This is a genomic window from Pseudomonas sp. PDM26 (assembly GCF_019219185.1).
Lineage (GTDB): Bacteria > Pseudomonadota > Gammaproteobacteria > Pseudomonadales > Pseudomonadaceae > Aquipseudomonas.
This window is the reverse complement of sequence record NZ_JAHUWC010000003.1, coordinates 477,392-496,023: the sequence shown is the minus strand read 5'-3', so window position 1 is coordinate 496,023 and position 18,632 is coordinate 477,392. Positions and strand designations below refer to the sequence as shown.

Annotated in this window: 11 protein-coding genes; 3 read left to right on the top strand and 8 right to left on the bottom strand. The window is 59.7% G+C overall.

Features of this window, described 5'->3' with window-relative positions; all coding sequences use genetic code 11:
* Nucleotides 1–65 precede the first annotated feature (65 nt).
* Both KW849_RS09305 and KW849_RS09300 read left to right on the top strand, forming a co-directional pair.
* Nucleotides 66–2,429: an arylsulfatase gene (locus KW849_RS09305; RefSeq protein ID WP_218429100.1), complete on the top strand. Its 2,364-nt coding sequence runs from the start codon at nucleotides 66–68 to the stop codon at nucleotides 2,427–2,429.
* A 58-nt stretch (nucleotides 2,430–2,487) separates the two neighbouring features.
* Nucleotides 2,488–3,756 carry an anaerobic sulfatase maturase gene (locus KW849_RS09300; protein ID WP_218429099.1) on the top strand — a complete coding sequence of 423 codons (1,269 nt, stop codon included), beginning with the start codon at nucleotides 2,488–2,490 and terminating at the stop codon, nucleotides 3,754–3,756.
* Between the two features lie 4 nt (nucleotides 3,757–3,760).
* Here the strand turns inward: KW849_RS09300 and KW849_RS09295 are convergent, their stop codons facing one another.
* From KW849_RS09295 to KW849_RS09260, 8 genes are all read right to left on the bottom strand, one after another.
* Nucleotides 3,761–5,395 carry a 3-(methylthio)propionyl-CoA ligase gene (locus tag KW849_RS09295; RefSeq protein ID WP_218429098.1) on the bottom strand — a complete coding sequence of 545 codons (1,635 nt, stop codon included), beginning with the start codon at nucleotides 5,393–5,395 and terminating at the stop codon, nucleotides 3,761–3,763.
* A 96-nt stretch (nucleotides 5,396–5,491) separates the two neighbouring features.
* On the bottom strand, nucleotides 5,492–7,927 hold the full coding sequence (locus KW849_RS09290; protein WP_218429097.1) for an RND family transporter: 2,436 nt from the start codon (nucleotides 7,925–7,927) through the stop codon (nucleotides 5,492–5,494).
* Between the two features lie 37 nt (nucleotides 7,928–7,964).
* Entirely contained in the window at nucleotides 7,965–9,029 is a 1,065-nt protein-coding gene (locus KW849_RS09285) for a YCF48-related protein (RefSeq protein WP_218429096.1), read from the bottom strand.
* A gap of 78 nt (nucleotides 9,030–9,107) precedes the next feature.
* Nucleotides 9,108–10,469, bottom strand: coding sequence for a DUF1329 domain-containing protein (locus KW849_RS09280; protein WP_218429095.1), 1,362 nt, complete (start codon nucleotides 10,467–10,469; stop codon nucleotides 9,108–9,110).
* A gap of 33 nt (nucleotides 10,470–10,502) precedes the next feature.
* A complete protein-coding gene (locus KW849_RS09275) occupies nucleotides 10,503–12,332 on the bottom strand; it encodes a DUF1302 domain-containing protein (RefSeq protein ID WP_218429094.1) in 1,830 nt (609 codons plus the stop codon).
* Between the two features lie 68 nt (nucleotides 12,333–12,400).
* A complete protein-coding gene (locus tag KW849_RS09270; protein WP_218429093.1) occupies nucleotides 12,401–13,564 on the bottom strand; it encodes an acetyl-CoA acetyltransferase in 1,164 nt (387 codons plus the stop codon).
* Nucleotides 13,565–13,737: 173 nt separating this feature from the next.
* Nucleotides 13,738–16,338 carry a LuxR C-terminal-related transcriptional regulator gene (locus tag KW849_RS09265; RefSeq protein WP_256357135.1) on the bottom strand — a complete coding sequence of 867 codons (2,601 nt, stop codon included), beginning with the start codon at nucleotides 16,336–16,338 and terminating at the stop codon, nucleotides 13,738–13,740.
* A 249-nt stretch (nucleotides 16,339–16,587) separates the two neighbouring features.
* Nucleotides 16,588–17,442 carry a helix-turn-helix domain-containing protein gene (locus tag KW849_RS09260; protein ID WP_218429091.1) on the bottom strand — a complete coding sequence of 285 codons (855 nt, stop codon included), beginning with the start codon at nucleotides 17,440–17,442 and terminating at the stop codon, nucleotides 16,588–16,590.
* A 161-nt stretch (nucleotides 17,443–17,603) separates the two neighbouring features.
* Between KW849_RS09260 and KW849_RS09255 the strand changes: the two genes are divergently transcribed.
* The gene (locus KW849_RS09255) at nucleotides 17,604–18,578 is read left to right on the top strand and encodes an NmrA family NAD(P)-binding protein (RefSeq protein WP_218429090.1); all 975 of its coding nucleotides are present in this window, start codon (nucleotides 17,604–17,606) and stop codon (nucleotides 18,576–18,578) included.
* Nucleotides 18,579–18,632 lie beyond the last annotated feature (54 nt).

Here is an 18,632-nt window from a genome sequence, read left to right as displayed (position 1 = left end):
TCTCAGCCGTCCGGTGTTCGACCGGGCGGCTGCGCCGTTGCAATGAATAAAAAACGGAGACACCCATGTCCCAGAAGCTGCAACCCGCCGGACGTTTCACCCTGAAACTCTGCGCACTGTTGGCCAGCTCGGTCGCATCCGCACAAGACTCACTGCCCTTCCCGCCGACGCCTTCGGCCAGTGACGCCAAACCGACGCTGCAAGAATCGAAGCACCAGAAACGTCAGCATCAATCTCAGCTTCCTGCCGAGGCCCCCAATATTCTGGTGATCATGCTCGATGACGCCGGCTTCGCGCAGTCCGACACCGTCGGCGGCGCAGTCCATACGCCGACCCTGAGCCGAGTCGCCGACAGCGGTGTGCGCTACAACGCTTTTCATACCGCTGCCATCAGCTCCGCTACTCGCGCTGCATTGCTCACCGGACGCAACCATCACCGGGTTGGCAACGGCGTCATCGCAGAGCTGGCCACCGATTGGGAAGGCTACACCGGCAAGATCCCCAAAAGCTCGGCGACCATGGCCGAGGTGCTCAAGCAATACGGCTACAGCACCGCCGCGTTCGGCAAATGGCATAACACGCCCCCCCTGGACACCACAGCGGCCGGTCCTTTCGATACATGGCCGACGGCCTACGGCTTTGAACATTTCTACGGTTTCCTGGCCGGCGAAACCTCTCAGTACGAACCGCGCCTGTACCGCGACACAACGCCAATCGAACCGGCGCGAGATCCGAAATATCACCTCAGCGAAGATCTCGCCAATCAGGCCGTAAACTGGTTGCAAGACCATCAGACCTACGCGCCGGAAAAACCATTTTTCATGTATTGGACGCCGGGTGCCGTACATGGCCCGCACCAGGTGAATGCGCAATGGGCCGATAAATACAAAGGCAAGTTCGACGGTGGCTGGGACGCCTATCGGGAGCAGACGTTCGCTCGCCAGAAAGCCCTGGGCTTTATCCCGCAGGACGCCGTCCTCACCCCACGCCCGGCGGAGCTCCCAGCCTGGGACAGCTTGTCTTCCGAACAGAAGCAGTATCAGTCTCGGTTGATGGAGGTGTATGCCGGCTTCCTGGAACATGCCGACACGCAGGCCGGCAAGATCCTCGACGAACTGGAGCGTGAAGGTAAGCGCGACAACACGCTGATCTTTTATGTCTTCAGCGACAACGGCGCTTCTTCCGAGGGGATGGAGGGCACGATTAATGAGTTGCTGGCCCAAAACGGGATTCCGGTTCCCAAAGAGCAGCAGCTGAAAGTCCTCGACGAGATGTATGGCGGCTTGTCCGCGCTCGGCGGTCCTAAACTTGAAAGCATGTACAACGCCGCGTGGGCCTGGGCAGGTTCAGGGCCATTCGTAGGCACTAAACTGGTCGCCGGCTACTTCGGCGGTACGCGCACGCCGCTGGCCGTTTCCTGGCCGAAACAGATCAAGGCCGACGCCCAGGTTCGCGGACAATTCCACCATGTCAACGACATTGCCCCGACGGTCTACGACGTGCTGTCGATCACGCCCCCCAAAGAGGTCAACGGTATCGCTCAGGACCCAATGGATGGCGTCAGCCTGCGCTACACCTTCAACGACGCTCAGGTGAAATCGAAAAAACCGGCGCAATACTTCGAAGTCTTCGGCAGTCGCGGCGTCTACAAGGATGGCTGGATGGCCTCGGTTTTTGGCCCGCGCAAACCCTGGGTGCAAGGCTTCGCGCAGTTCATGGGCTGGAATCCGGCGAACGACCGATGGTCGCTCTACAACCTGCAAGACGACTACTCCCAGGCCAAGGATGTCGCCGCGAGCAATCCGCAAAAGCTTGCGGAGCTGAAGGCGGAGTTTGACGTGCAGGCCAAGGCTAACCATGTCTATCCGATTGGTGCCGGTCTTTACCCCTTCCTCGATCCGACTGCACGAATCTCCAGCAGCCAACGCGAATGGCACTTCAGTGATCGCGTCCAACGCTTTCCGGAGTTTGCGGCCCCCAACCTGCGCAATCAGAACAGCAAAGTTGTCGTCGACGCCGACGTTCCAGCTAACGCCACCGGCGTGTTGTATGCCTTGGGCGGTATCGGTGGCGGGGTCAGCCTGTACATGGATGACGGCTTCCTGAACTACGAGTACAACGCACTGGCTATCTCTCGAGTCAAACTGCGTTCGGCCGAACGGGTACCCGCCGGCAAAGTCAGTATCGAAGTGCTGACGACCCTGTCGTCAGCCAAGCCCGGAGCGCCGGCCAATCTGAGCCTGCGACTTGACGGCCAGGAAGCCGCCAAAGGGGTGACACCGTTCACTCCGTCACTGACGTTCACCGCCAGCGAAACCTTCGACGTCGCTCAAGACCTCGGTTCCCCCGTCACCCTGGACTATTTCGAGCGTGCGCCCTTCGCATTCAATGGCAAGGTCAAGGATGTACACGTGACGTATTTGCCTTGACCCTCAATGCCGCCCGGATAACCGGGCGGCAGACTGATGACTCCCGGACCCTGCCCCCATGCCTACCCACGAAACCCCGCCCCAGGGCTTGCATCTCATGGCCAAACCCGTCGGGCCGATCTGCAACCTCGATTGCAGTTACTGTTTCTATCTCGAAAAAGAACAGCTTTACCCGCCCAGGGAACGCTTCAGCATGACCGACGAGGTGCTGCGTCTGTATGTGCAGCGCTACATCGAGGCCCAGTCCACGCCTGAAGTCGAATTTACCTGGCAAGGCGGCGAACCGACGTTGCTGGGGTTGGATTTTTTCCAACGCGCGGTCCTGTATCAACGCCAGTTCGCGGGGAACAAAGTCATTCGCAACACGTTGCAGACCAATGGCACGTTACTCAGTGACGACTGGTGCGCATTCCTCGCCCGTGAACGCTTCATGGTGGGGATCAGCCTCGATGGCCCGCGATTCGTCCACGACCTCTATCGCCCCGACAAGCGCGGACACTCCAGTTTCGATGACGTGATGCGCGGTCTGGAACTGCTCAAGCAGCATGGCGTCGACTTCAATGTGTTGGTGACCGTGGCGCGCGATGTCGCCAGATATCCCTTGGAAATCTATCGATTCCTCAAGTCTGAAGGCGTTCGTCATATTCAGTTCAACCCCGTGGTGGAACGCGAGCCCAGCGCCTCACAGGTCAGTCTGGGTCTGCATTTCGCTATCCCGCCAGAATTGCGCTTGCACGTGGTACCGGAGCCCGCGAAGGTGACGGAGCAAACGGTTGCCCCCGAGGCCTATGGTGATTTTCTCATCACGATTTTTGACGAGTGGGTGCGCCAGGATGTCGGGGAGGTTCATGTCATGAACTTCGAATGGGCACTGGCCTCATGGTGTCAGCTGCCGGCCTCGGTGTGCCTGTTCAGCCCGCGCTGCGGCAAAGCGGCGATCGTGGAGCACGACGGCAATGTCTACTCCTGCGATCACTACATGTATCCCGAGTATTTGCTGGGCAACCTGAAGACCGATGATCCGGCCGTGCTACTCGCCTCTGCTGCGCAACAAGCCTTTGGCGCCGCCAAGGAAGAGACACTGCCAACGTATTGCCAGCAGTGCGATTACCGTTTCGCCTGCCATGGCGAATGCCCGAAAAACCGCTTCATGAACGCGCCCAACGGCGAGCCGGGCCTGAACTACCTGTGCCCGAGCTACAAGAAATACTTCCGTCACCTGACGCCCTACATGAACGCCATGGCCCAACTGGTCAGCCACCAGCAACCCGTGGCGTTGATCATGCAGGCCTTCGCCGGCCCGCTGATCGTGCCCCTGGATAAATAGCCTTTCAGCTCTGAAATCTGAAGTCGCGAAACTGTTCGCGAAGCTTCATCTTTTGCAATTTGCCGGTGGCGGTATGCGGCAGCGCTTCGACGAAGGCCACATCGTCCGGCAGCCACCACTTCGCCACGCGGCTTTGCAGCACCGTCAGCAGATCGTCTTTGCTCGCGGTTCTACCAGGTTTGAGCACCACCACCAACAACGGCCGTTCCTGCCATTTGGGATGAGGGATGCCGATCACCGCCGCTTCGGCGACGGCCGGATGACTGACGGCAGCATTTTCCAGATCAATCGAGGAAATCCACTCGCCACCCGACTTGATAACGTCCTTGGCGCGGTCGGTGATCTGCATGTAGCCGTCAGTGTCGATCGTTGCGATGTCACCGGTATCGAGCCAGCCCTCGCTATCAAGAATCTGCCCTCCCTCGCCGCCGTAATACTGGCTGGCGATCCACGGTCCCTTGACCAGTAGAAGACCGCTAGCCTTGCCATCCCGCGGTAGTTCAGCGCCTTGCTCGTCGACAATTTTCATCGACACCCCAAACAATGCCCGCCCTTGTTTGGCCTGCAAGTCGAGCACGGCTTCCAGCGGAGCATCACGGTGCTTGGGCAACGGATTGCAGATGGTGCCCAGCGGGGACATCTCGGTCATCCCCCAGGCATGCAAAACACGCGCATTGAAAAGGGTTTCAAACGTATCGACCTGGCTGCGCGGCGCGGCGGCTCCGCCGATCACCACCCGGTTCAGGCACAGCTCTGTCGCCGGTTGCAAAGCCTGTGTCTCGACATGCTGTTGCAGCATCATCCACACCGTCGGCACACCCAGCGCCAGGGTCACCTGTTCATCCCGCATCAGCGTGTAGAGGCTCTCGCCGTCAAGTGCAGCGCCCGGCAACACCAGTTTGGCGCCACACATTGCGGCGGCATACGGCATGCCCCAGGCATTGACGTGGAACATCGGCACGACCAACAACGCTGAATCCGCCGCCGATAGACCGAAGCCATCCGAGGTACACAGCGCCAGCGAGTGCAGGATCGAAGAACGGTGCGAATACAGCACACCCTTTGGATTGCCAGTGGTGCCCGAGGTGTAGCACATGGACGACGCCGTGCGTTCATCGAACTCAGGCCAGATGAAGTCATTGCTGTGCCCGGCGATCAGGTCTTCGTAGCACATCAAACCAGGCACATCGATTATCGGCATTTGCTCCCGGTCACACAGCGCGATGAACGCTTTGACTGACTTCAGGCGCGGTGCGATCTGCTCGACCAGCTCAGCGAACGACAGGTCGAAAAGCAGGTACTGGTCCTCGGCGTGGTTGGCGATGAATTCGATCTGCTCGGCGAACAGCCGCGGGTTGATCGTATGCAGTACCGCGCCCATGCCCGACACACCGAAATACAGCTCCATGTGCCGGTAACCGTTCCAGGCCAGGGTGCCGATTCGCTCGCCGGGTTGCACGCCCAATGCAACCAGCGCATTGGCCACTTGTTTAGCGCGTTCGCCAATGTCGGCGTAAGTGCAGTGATGCACCGATCCATCTGCCATGCGTGAGGCAATTTCAGTGTGCGGATGCGCCTTCAGCGCATGTTCCAGAACGGATGAAATCAACAGCGGTTGATCTTGCATCAAGCCCAGCATGGTTTTGTGTTCCTTTTATTCTTGTTTGATGTCGACGTTTCAGAAACGGCAGGGACTCACAGGTAGCCGAGCGGATAAAGCATGCGAGCAGACGCTTCAAGGCGCACGACGGAGCAGGAAATGCGACAGTGCCGGGATCAGCACCAAGGCGCCGACCATGTTCCAGATGAACATGAAGGTCAGCAGGATGCCCATGTCGGCCTGGAACTTGATCGGCGACCACGCCCAGGTGATCACGCCCGCCGCCAGGGTGATGCCGACCAGCGCCACCACTTTGCCGGTGAACGCCACGGAGTTTTTGTAGGCTTCGGTCAACGACAGACCGGCACGCTGCTGAGCCAACTGAACGCTGAGCAGGTACAGCGCGTAATCGACGCCGATGCCGACACCCAAGGCAATCACCGGCAAGGTCGCGACCTTCACGCCCATGCCCAGCCAGACCATCAACGCCTCGCAGAGAATCGACGTCAGCATCAACGGCACGACCGCCACCACCACCGCCCGCCAGCTGCGGAAGGTGATGAAGCACAGCACGATCACCGCGCCATACACGTAGAACAACATGGTGCGATTGGCGTCGCGCACGACGATATTGGTCGCCGCTTCGATCCCGGCGCTACCGGCGGCGAGCATGAACTGCCGATCGTCATTGCTGTGTTCGCGGGCGAACTGGTCGGCCACTTTCACCACGTGATCGAGGGTTTCGGCCTTGTGGTCGGAGAGATAAGCGATCACCGGCATCATCGAACAATCACTGTCGAACAGTTCCGGATTGTTCACCGAGGCCTGTTGCGCGCCGTAGTTCAGCACGTTCTGGTTGCGCGCGACGGTCAGCATTTTCGGGTTGCCTTCATAGGAACCCGCCGTGATCTGGCGCACAGCGTTGACCAGCGACACGGTCGTCTGCACGCCCGGTTGCTGTTGCAACAGCCAGCCGAGACGATCGGCTTCCACCAGGGTTTCGTACTTCAGGCAACCTTCGCTGGCGGTTTTGACCATGACCGCAAACTGGTCGCTGGACAGCGAATAGTTGGCAGTGATGTAGGCGTTGTCGCGGTTGTAACGTGAGTCTGCGCGCAGCTCGGGTGCGCCCGGATCGAGATCACCAATCTTCAAATGCGTGCTGACCGTGAAGCCACCTACTGCCAGCAACCCGGCCACCACCACCGCCACCGTCGCCCAACGACGCTCGGTAAAGCGGTCAAGCAGGCTCCACACATTGCCCAGCCCTGCCCCCTTCAGCTCCTGCCTTTCCTGACGCAAGCTGCGCGCCGCCGCCTTGGGGCTGACACCCCAATAAGACAGCAGCACTGGCAGCAACACCAGGTTGGTAAAGATCAAGACCGCCACACCAATGCTCGCGGTGACGGCCAGGTCCTGGATCACCGGAATGTCGATCAGCATCAGTACCGCAAAACCCACGGCATCGGCCAGCAATGCGGTCAGTCCGGCCAGGAACAGACGGCGGAAGGTGTAACGCGCGGCGATCAACTGATGGGTGCCGCGTCCGACGTCCTGCATGATCCCGTTCATTTTCTGCGCACCGTGGGACACGCCGATGGCGAACACCAGAAACGGCACCAGAATCGAAAACGGGTCGAGTACATAACCGAACAAGGTGATCAGGCCCAGTTGCCAGACCACCGCAACCACCGAGCACAGAATCACCAGCGCGGTGCTGCGCACGCAACGGGTAAAGCCAAAGATGATGGCAGTGGCAATCAGCGCGGCGGCGCCGAAGTACATCATGATCAGCATCAGGCCATCGATCAGATCGCCCACCAATTTGGCGAAACCGATCACGCGGATCTTGATCGGGCCTTTGCCCTCTTCACCGGCAAGGTGTACCGCGCTGCTGCCGGCAAACTCAAACTTGTTGCGCAGCTGCTCTTCAAGCATCCGCGAAAAATGGTGATAGTCGATTGCGGCGCCCGTGACCGGATCCTTCTCCAGCAGCGGCACCACAATCATGCTCGATTTGAAATTATTGCCGACGAGACTGCCGATGATCCCGGAACGGGTGATGTTCAAGCGCAGTTGCTCGACCCCGCTGGCCGAGCCGTCGTAGGAGTCCGGCATGACCGGGCCGCCACGGAAGCCCTCTTCCGTGACCTCGGTCCAGCGCACGGCAGGCGTCCACAATGACTTTATCCAAGCCCGGTCTACGCCCGGAGTCAGGAACAAGGTGTCATTGACCTGCTTGAGCACCTCCAGGTATTTCGGGTCGTAGATGTCGCCGTCGGTGTTTTCCACCACCACCCGAACCGTATTGCCCAGCCCGCGTAACGACTGGCGATTCTCAAGGTAGTTTTTGATGTACGGCTGACTCTGCGGAATCATCTTTTCGAAGCTGGCATTGAGCGTCAGCCCAGTGGCCGCGAAATAGCTCAGCACTACCGTCACGATCAGACAGGTCAGCACCACCAGCAGGCGATGGTTGAAAATCAGGCGTTCAAGGACATTGCCGGAGCGTGCATCGAAGCCCTTCAGCTCTCGGATCACCGGCATCGTATCGAGGTTGTAGTTACCCATGAAGTGGCTCGTCTCTTTTTATTATGTGGGGGTGGGCTCATTCGAAGGGCAACTGGCGCAAGCCCCGTGCGCCTGCGACCACCACGGTGCCTGATGCGATGGCCTGTGCCGCAGCGGCGGGCCCCAGGCGGTCTTGTGGCTTTAGCGTGAAACTGGCGCCGTCGTCGGTGCTGACAAGCACATGCCCGGCCTGGCTGACCAGGATGATTCGGCCGTCGGCGGTGATCGTGCTCGCAGTGATGCTCGAGGACAGGCCCAGTTCAACCTTGTCCCAGTTCAGGCCGTGATCGACGCTGCGATAAACATTGCCCCGCAGGCCATAAACGAGCACCGAGCCCGGCTTGCCGGTGATGCCAAAATAGCTGCCGCCGTAGGGCGTCGGGAGGTTGATGAACCGTTGCGTTGCCGGGTCCAGTTTCAATACCAGGCCTTGCTCGCCGACAATGAACAGGTCATCGCCGATTGCACGCATCCCGTAGAAATTCAGCGCCCCCGGATTGTCGGTGCGATCCATCAACGGAACCCAGCTCCGGCCGCCGTCTTCGGTGCGGAAAATCAGATTGAACGCGCCGACGATATAGCCGGTTTTATCATTGGCGAACCAAACGTCCAGAAAAGGTTTGTCAGCCCCTTCATCGACCATCCGTTGAGCCTCGGCCAATAACGCATCATCGGGCTGTTGCCCTTCTTGCCTCTGAAAATGTTCGAGCATGATCTGCCCCACCTGACGGCCATCGAGCTGACGCGTCCAGGTTTCACCCCTGTCGTCGCTGTGTAACACAATGCCGTCGTGCCCGACCGCCCACCCCTGCGTCGGGCTCGGAAACTGCACGGCCACCAGATCGGAACTCACTGGCACTTGTGCCTGGTGCCAGCGGACGCCGTTATCATCGGAATAGAAAATATGGCCGCGTTGGCCCACGGCGACCAGGCGCTGACCTGCACGGGCCAACCCGGTGAACATCCCGCTGATCGCCTTTTCACTCTGAATCGCGGGGCTCGACAGCACGTCGACAAAATCGGCGGCGACTACGGCCCTGGTGAATGGCACAGCCAACGCCACAGTCAGCGCGGCGAGCGTAATCCATCTAAATGTATTCATGAGGTCTACTCGGCAAAAAAAGCCGCCGAACAGTGCGGTACACACTGTCGACGACAAAAAAAACACCTGCGTTATGGCTCAGCGAATACCCGTGCCGGCCAATGACTCAGGCGCCCATTGCGCTTTCGAAAGCGGGTCGATGTACTTGACGCCGCCGTACGGGCCGTAGATGCCGGTGATGTTGTAGCTGCCAGAGACCAGGTCATAAATCATGTGGTTATCGGAGTTCGGCGCCTGCACGTCATAGCTGTATGCCAGGTGTGCAAAGGATCCGCGGTACAGCTTGCCGCTGGCGTCATATTCATCCGAAGCCAGGGCGATCCAGCTGTCTTCGTCGAGGTAGAAGGTGCGCTTGCTGTAGATGTGGCGTTTACCCGGTTTCAGCGTGGCTTCGACCACCCACACGCGGTGCAACTCCCAGCGCATCAGGTCCGGATTGACGTGATGCGGCGTGGTGATATCCGCAGCGTCCTTGTGATAGTTCAACTTGTACGTGTTGTACGGAACGATCATTTCCTTCTTGCCGACGAGTTTGAAGTCGTAACGGTCCATTGCGCCGTTGAATACCCAGGCATCGTCATAGGTCGAAGCACCGGCCGAGCCAGGGTTTGGCGTGTCGTAGGCGATATCCGGCGCGAGTTTCACGCGGCGCTGACCTGGCAGGTATTGCCAGCCACGACGCTCCATTTTCAAGGGGTTGACGGCATCCTGCACCAGGATGGCTTCGCCTGCGCGACGGGCCGGGGCCTGGTAATAGAGTTTGGTCTTGAAGAACAGATCCGTTTCTTTCGCCGGCTCCGTACGCTTCGGATCGTAGAGCGGGTATTCCAGATAGCCATTACCGGTCGTGGCCAATATCGCCCGACCGGAACTGTCGACGTTCCAGGAGTCGTATTTGATATTGGTGGCATAACCCTGATAACGCAGCAGGTGGTTCCACATGGCCTCATAGCCATCTTTCGGGATCGGGAACGGAACGCCCGGCAATGCGTTTTCCAGTGCTACCCCGCCTTCGAGTGTTTTGGTGCCGACGGCATTTTTTGCAGTGTTATCCAGCAACCGTTGAGGCAGCGCAACGCTGCGATGGGTCGGAAACACATCGACCCGGAACGTCGGGTAACGCTTGAGCAGTTCTTGCGTGGTCGCGGTCAGTTTGTCGGTGTATTGACTGACGTTTTTGCCATCGACGACGACGCGTGGCTTGTCGGCCTCGTAAGGGTCCGGACGGAACGAACTGCCCGGTTGAAAACTGGCCGGCGCCGTGGTGAGACCGCCGGTGTAGGACGGAATGGTGTTGTCGGCATTGCCGGCCTTTTCAGCGCCGACGCCTGTCAGGCTGTTGCCGAGTCTGGCCGCTTCATCGGGGGCCACGGCTGCGTGTGCCGCACCCGCGATGGCAACGGTCAATGCAGTGAACAAAAGCGTATTGACGAATTTCATGGAGTGACTCCTGCTATCAAGCAAAGACTTCGATCAAATGGTCGTTTTGAAGGTAAAGGTGACCATGCCCCGATCCTTGAGCTGAGGCAGAACACCGCCGAATGCAGTGGTCTGCCCCGGTACGCAGTTGTATTGGCCGTTGGCCCCTGGTGCGGCACCCTCGCCCTGTGCACCTGCACCACCGGCTGAGCCGCAGGTGTCGAACGGGCCAAAGTTGTCCACGTACTTCAGGTCAAACCGGTACTGGTTGTGCACGTCCATGCCAACGCCCACCGAGTAACTGCCGGAGTCCTTGTTACCCCCGAGCTGAACCGACGAGTTGCCCGCAAGGCCGACGCCGTAGCTGGCCGGCAGGTACATATCGATGCCGGGGAATACCTGATACCAGGTCGGGTTGAAGTTGACGCCCAGCACGTAGTTGTCCTTGGTGACCTTGTCGACACCGCGATACCAGTCTTCGCCTTTGAACAGCTGCTTGTTCTCGGTGACGTCCAGCCAGCGGCTATAGGCGAGTTCAACCAGCAAGGTCGAGCTGTCCCAGACCGGTGTCGCACCGAAAGTGGTCAAGCCGTTGAGCACCGCGTGCACGGTGTTGCCTCGGGCCACGCCGTTGTCACCATCAAAGCTGCTGATGAAGCCAGGCAAACCGGCAGCACCGGCTACCGGATTGACCGTTGCCGGCACGCTGGCCAGCGGCATGTTGTGGCGATAGTTCAGGTCGAGGCCGACGCTGACACCTTCGATGCTTTTCGACAGGCTGATGCCGTAGATATCGATGTCGTCGACATAGAACTGGTTGTAGCTGCCGGCATTGCCGGAGATCAGTTGCGCAGGGCCGACCGCCGTTGGCTGCAACACCAGGTTGGGCAGAATGTCGGAGGTTTTGCGGTAGTAGAAACCCAGCGTACCCTGCAGCCATTCCGGGCTCCACTTGGCCATCAGGCCGAAGTCACCCTGGTTGTCCGGGGTAAACGTATGCCCGTTGGTCAACCGCAAAAACTGGTTGGCACCCAGTGGGCCAGGTGTGCCGAACAGCGGGTTTCGGCCGCCGATCAACGACAGGTTGTGCCCGCCATTTTGAATGCCGTCGTTGAACCCCAGATAAGTGCCCGACTCCGGCAACCGCGCGGCGCCCCAGTCCAGGAAGTACTGCGCGGCGAGGGTCAGTTCCGGGTTGACCGTGAGGCTGGTGGACAACTGATTACGCGGAATGAACAGTTCTTTGGCTTCTGTTCCCGGGACCGCCAGCGACTTGGAAATATCCAGGCCGGACTGGCCAAAACTGTTGCCATGGGCAAAGGCGAGAATGCTTTCGCCCCAGTAAACGGTGTGCCTGCCGAGCTTGCCGCTGAGCAGTGACTCATCGCCGACTTCAGTGCTGCCAAACACGAAGGCATCAAGGATTTCCGAAGAAGGACCGTTGTAATACCGATCGGCGTAACCGCTTTGATGACGAGAGTCCGGCTTACCGTTGTTGAGCTGATTGGTCGAGGCGTTGTCGCTGCCAATATCGTCGTAGGCGTGGTCGTACCAGGTGTTGGCGCTGACACGGAAACCGACTTTTTCTTTGTAAACCACATCCAGTTCGGACAGCACATCCAGTCGTTGAGAAACGGGACTGCCGGAGGAGAAGTTGCGATCCCCGTCATTGTTGTTCCACGAATTGGCCAACTTGCTGTTGGGGGCTTCCACGCGCTGGGCATAGTTGAACTTCAGCGTGTTGTCGAAGCGAACCGCAAAGTCTTCATTCCCCGTGTTGATCTCCACAGCCCCCACGGGCGCGATGCCCAGGCCGGTGAGAATGGCGGAGGCCAACAACCCTTTGCGAAGGTTTGCATGGCAGATCTTATTATTTTTGTTCATCTAGCTTGCCACCTGCTCTATGGTTTACGAAAAGTCATGGGTTGAATCACGGCGTAATGAGCCTCCTCTCAGGTGCGCTGCAAAAGGGTGACCGACACCGCCCGGCCCAGGGCGGTGCTATGTTGCAAAGCCGTGCGGGCACCAGCAATTTGCCTGCCGTCGGCCATGTCGCGCAATTGCCAGACCAACTCGACCAGTTGCGCCAACCCGGTGGCACCCGGGGCGTGACCACGTCCCAGCAAGCCACCCGATGGGCACACCGCATTCATCTGTCCTTTCAAGCGGTGTCCTTGCTGCACGAATCGATCGATCTCGTCCTCCCGGCAAAAGCCCAGCGCGGCGCTATTGACCATGAAGTCGCCGACGCTTTGGTCGTGCAGTTCAACCACGTCGATGTCTTCCGCACCGAGGCCCGCCTGCTGATAGGCCAACTGTGCGACTCGCCGGGTGGTTGCCTGTCCGAGCACATCCAGCACGCAACCCGCTTCCTGCTCTGAGGCGCTGTCACTGCCCCTGACACTGGCCAGCACGGTGACGTCCGCCCGAGCGCCGAAGCGCAGGGCAAAGGCCGGGGTACAGAGCAGGATGGCCGCCGCACCGCAGGCGGACGGGCACAGATAAGGCGCGAGCCAGTCGTCGCGATCCGGCATGCGGTTCAATACGGCGTAGGGATTGCGCCCGGCCTGGGCCCGTGCGCGCTCAAGCACTTGATCGAAGCTGCTTTGAGCAATGCCCATGCGTGTCAATAACCAGCTGGTTTGGGCCGCGAACAACAGCGCCGGTTGTTGTCGACGCTCGATAAAGCCGATGGGGTTCTCAGCCTGCCTGAGCGTTGCCGATTCATCGCGAGCGAGGTCTTTCAAACCGAAAAACTCACGATTGGAAATGCGTGCCGGCATGCACTCGACACCCACCAACAGGACACATTCAGCCTGGCCGCACAGCAGGCTATTGCGGGCCAACTGGAAAGCACTACTGGCCGACGCACAGCCATCGCCGAGGCTGAAAATCGGCACGCCCGAGTAGCCAATCTGCGACAACATTTGCTCGGCGATACCGGTTTCTCCGTGTACGCAGGAAGTAAACACCTGGTCGACCAGATCATAGTCGATCCGCGCGTCGGCCAGCGCCGCACGAACGGCTTGCCCCGCCAACGCCGCATGACTGTCAGAGCCACCCAGCGGTAGAAACGGCACCATTGCCGCACCGGCGATCAGCACTTTTACAGACATAAACTTGCTCCCACTCACCGATACGTTGGTGCTTTTGTGAGGTCAGACTATTGCGAAGTCGAAAAGCGAACCCCCCCATTGACTGGGGGGGCGGCTGGAAATCGATTTTTTGGGGGGGACGGGGGGGGATTGAAGGATGATCCGAGCGGATCACCTCGGGTGGCGGACTCGCATTAGCCCGCTGTCTCGAGAATTCCCAGCATGTAGGCACGCGCGACTACATGTTGTCTGGTGCCGGCCTGGAATTTTCCAAACAGGTTTTTCAGGTGCCACTTCACGGTTTCCTCGCCGACATTCAGCGCCAGGGCGATTTGCTTGTTGGACAGGTTGCGAGCCAATAGCTGCAACACCTCGCGCTCCTTGGGCGTCAAGAGACGACTCGGGGACACGCTCAATGGGGTGGATTCCGGTCGCGCAACAGGTGCGGGCGCAGAGGTCGCCGCGAGCAAATTGACGGTATCACGCTGGAGCGTCTGCTCCCATTTGGCCAGGTCCGGATGGGTGTCCTGCACCACGCGTAACATACCGTTTTCTTGCGCGAGGCTGACAGCCTCCAGCAAATAGTCGGTGCCGCCCTGTCCGTTCGCCCGAAGTGCCAGTGCCCTGAGCAGCTTGATCTGCACGATGTCTCGCCCACGACGCAGGTATTCGGCTGTTTCGCCAACCCTGTCCAGCACCGCCAGCATCGCCTCCCAGTCACGTTGGGCCAGTAAGGCATAAGCGTTGGCTACCCCGGCCAGCAAGTCCAGCTCCGGCCCCAGCAACCCCGCTCGCTCACGGGCAATAACCGGCGTGAAACTGTCCAGCCGTCGCCATAATGCCTGACAGGTATCGCTGCGTCCCTGCAAGGCATGCAGGCGTATTTGCTCTCCCAGGGAGGCAATGCAGAATCGTGGAATATTTCGCTCTTCTCCAAGGGCGAATAACGCCTCGAGCAGATCCTGCCCGCGATGCCCCTGCCCCTGGAGTGAGGCCAGTCGAGCGGCGGCGAGGAAACCCTGCACAATCGCATCGGGGGACGCCAATCGCTCAACGATATCCAGCCTGTTCGCCAGCACCGTAGCGGTCTCCTGAACTTCCCCCTGTTCCAGCAACACCGTCGCCAGAGCGCTCGCTAGAATGACCGCCACCGGACTGCGCCGACCGATGTCCCGTTCGGCATGCACCAGGCTGTCGTGCAACGCAGTGCGCGCCGACACCATTCGACCCTCGTATAAATAAGCAAGACCGACCACCCACTCGCCATACCCGCGTATGGCATCAAGGCCAGGACTACCCGCGTAACGCGGTGCTCGCTGAAGGATTCGCCGGGCTTTCTCCGGTTGTCCCTGCAACAGCGTCAGCCGGGCGATCAGGTTCGCGACCAAGGCTTGCACCGTGACTGAGAATGAAGGCAATCGATCGACCCAAGGCATGATGAGTCGATGCGATTGATCCGGACGATCCGCAAAGAAGGCGGCGGCGGCGGCGATGGCGGCCGCTTCACAACGTGTCGCCTCGTCGGCGGACAGATGCTGTTCAATAGCCGCAATCAATTGCGCCGCTTCTGCCTGACGCGCTCCCATTGCCAATGTCCAGGCCGCCGCCAGGCAGATGCGCGGATGCGCCAACACGTCAGCGGGGCCAAGCTCCTCGACCCACTCCAGCACCCGGCTGAATTGCCCTTGCAAAGCGACTTCGTACAGGCATTGGCCGATCAACGTATAGGCCGGTTGGGGCATGCCGGCCAACAGATATTGCCGGGCGGCCTGTTCCAGGAAACCGTGTTGTTCCAGCCACACGGCGCCGCGCCGGTGATAGCCCTGACGTTCCTCCAACGGCAAGTCGGCAAAGCGGCCGAGCAGAAATTCCCGCGCCAATGGATGGATGCGCACCCAGTCACTGTCGATACTTTCAACAAAAATCGGAGTCGAGGCACACAACTCCTTCAGCAATTCACCCGAGCGAGCGTTGCCCGTCAGCGCCTCGCATAACAAGGGCTGGACCATTTCCAACAAGGCAATGCCGGTCAGAAAGCGAACCTGCTCCTCCCGAAGATGTGCCAGCAAACTGTCGACGAAATAACGCTGGATATCACCCAGGCAAGTCGACAACTCTTCGACTGCCGCACTCCGGTTCGGGCTCTTCTCCAACGCCGAAATCGCTAATTGCAGACCAAGCGGCCAGCCTTCGGTTATCTCGTGCAGCCGCACGCAGACGTCGGCATCAACCCTTGCGCCGAAACGGTCATTGAGGATGGCGACCGCCTCTTCCACATTCAGCCGTAAAGCCGCTGTCATGATCGTCGTGAAAAGCCCTCTTGCCGCGAGGTCCGCCACCTGCAGATTCAACCGTGTGCGAGAGGCCATGATGATGCGCAAGTTGGCCGGTGCGTTGTGCAACAGGTACGTCAGGGAGTAACGGATCGTCAGCTCGGGCAGGGAATCCACTTCATCCAGAATCAATACGGTTTCGCTACCCAGATCGGCCACTTCCGCCAACCACTGCGTCAGCCCTTCCTGTTCGTCACGCCCCAGTCCCGCAATAGGTTCGAATGCGCGGGCAAACGACGGCCGACCGCTGCCAATGGCCATGGCAACGCCCAGCCCCTGGACAAAACGCGCACCATCATCCTGTACATCCAGCGTCATCCAGGCCACCACGGCGCCGTGAGACAGACATTCACGACGCCATTGGGTCAGCAGAAAGGTTTTGCCGAAGCCTGCCGGCGCTTGAACGGCGATCACCACTTTGTCTGTCAGCTCCTGGGTATGGATACCCAGGCGGTTTCGCATCCGTGCTGATTTCTGACTACGCGGCGGTGTGGTTTTGAGGATCAGTTGGGGCTCTATGCAATCCATTTCTTTCAGACCCTGGTGGTTGAGAGACGCCTACCCAAGGAGCGTCTGAAGGTCGCTGGATACAGTTCCAAACGATCGAACACTACCATGGAATAGTCCGGGGGGTTGAACCCCGGTGCACTCCAACGCAAGCCGCTTGCGTACGTTCGGTGCAGTGGCCTGCTCGCCACGCCAAAGCATCCGCTACCTTCCAGCCAGGGCTCTGTATTCGGCCGGTGTACTGGCGTGCGCAACCTTGAACGCGGCAGTCAGGTGGCTCTGCGAGCTGAAACCACACTCCAGTGCCACATGCAAAATAGGTAGATCGGTCTGCATGAGCAGATCACGCGCATGTTCCAGTCGTAGATTCATCACATAGCGATGGGGCGGCATACCCATGGCGCGCTGGAACAGCCGTCGGAAATGAGCCGGGCTGACACCCGCCTGGCCAGCCAGCGTGCTGATCGAGAGTTCCTGCCCCAGATGCTCGCGAATGAAGGCCAGTACTGTATGCAGGCGCGCCAGATGAATATGCGGCGGATAAATACCTCTGCTCGCGTCAACCCGTAGCGCACGATACACCTGCTCAAGCATGACCATGGCCAATCTTGCCATGAACCCCTGATCAGCCCCTTTCCCAAGACTTAGCTCATCCATCAATTGCCGGGCCGCTGCACTCACCAAACCATCACTGACGGGCAATGGCGCCTGCGCGCCAGCACATAGCTCACGCAATTGTCGAAACACGCCATCCGTGCGCTCGGGCAGATAAAAAACCGCGAAATCAATGCTGCCGGAATAGTGCCATTGAGTGGCACAACCTGCAGGCAGCAGCATTGACAAGCGCGGCATCGATGTCGAGCGCAACTCGCCCCCTGCCCCCTCATCCGCCCGCGAGCCACCGAACTGGGTCAGCAGGGCCATGAAGTCAACGGGCGGGACGGATAGATCAGTCGTATGCAGGAAGTAGCGCTCCGCATACAAGGGGATTTCACTGCACACCAGGCCGCCCAGCAAGGGCAATCCCAGTGTGTCATGGACCTGTTGCTGCGGATTCATGGGCATCTCGGGATGAGCATATTTTGACAAATATGACCGCTTTTCAGGTGAGTTGTCGATGTCGGGAAGAACAATAATCGGCCAAATATTCCGCTACTCGCTTTGATGCGAGGCAGGCACAACCGCTCGCCCGCATGACTGATCACAGCCAGGAGAACAGCATGAGCAAGAAGACCGTCACTGTATTCGGCGCCACCGGGACCGCTGGCGTCGCTTGCGTCAATGAGTTCATTCGCCAGGGCCTGGTCAATATCAATGTGCTGGCGCGCCGCTCCGGCCAGGTGGAACACTCATCATCGGGCATCAGCAAGAGCGAGGCGCAAAAACAGCAGCAGTACGCCGAATGGGCGCGCCAGGGCGTGACCATCAAGGAGGTCGACGTCACCATTGCCGAAGCGCTGGTCCCGGCGCTGCGCGGCACCGACTACCTGGTGTCCTGCGTCCCCCTCTACGCCACCGAATCGCAGATGCCGCTGATCTTTGCCGCCAGGGAAGCCGGGGTCGAACGCTTCGTGCCATCCGAGTACGGCGCGATCTACGAGTTCGAGCAGTTCTGGCAGACCGACACCACGCACCGCTTGATGGCCCGGCAGAAGGCGTTCATCCGGCGCATGATCGAACTGGCCGGCATGGACTACACCATCATTCCGGCCGGTGCCTGGATCGAGTACTACATGCTCGAACCGGTGATGGTGATGGGCGATCCCGACGCCAGGCTGGCCTGGTCGACCGGCGCGGATGTCGGCCGCATCATCCCGCATGTGCTGGCCCACCCGGCCTCGCGCAATGCGATCTGTCCAGTCGCGGCCACGGCCTGGTGTTCGTGGAACGAGCTGTTGGCCGCGCGCGAACAGGCAGTAGGTCGTCCGATCGAGCGTAACGAGTTGACGCCCGAGCAGTGGCGCGCAGCCTACGCAGCTTCCCGTCCCGGTGCCATCCAGACCCTGCTGGCGATCGGCGTCGCCATGGTCGATACCCCAGCGGGCATGTCGCTGTGCGGCCACTGGAACAAGACCTTCCTCCCCGAGTTCAAGGGGACGCCGCTGCAAGAGTTGTTCGTCGACACCGTAGAGCCTTTCGTCGAGGCCACGCGCGCCACGCTGATCGCCGCCGGCGAACTGCCGGCCGACGCCTGACGCGTCTCGAAAACCAGAGTGCAGGCCATAAGAAAAACCGAGTGATATGACGAG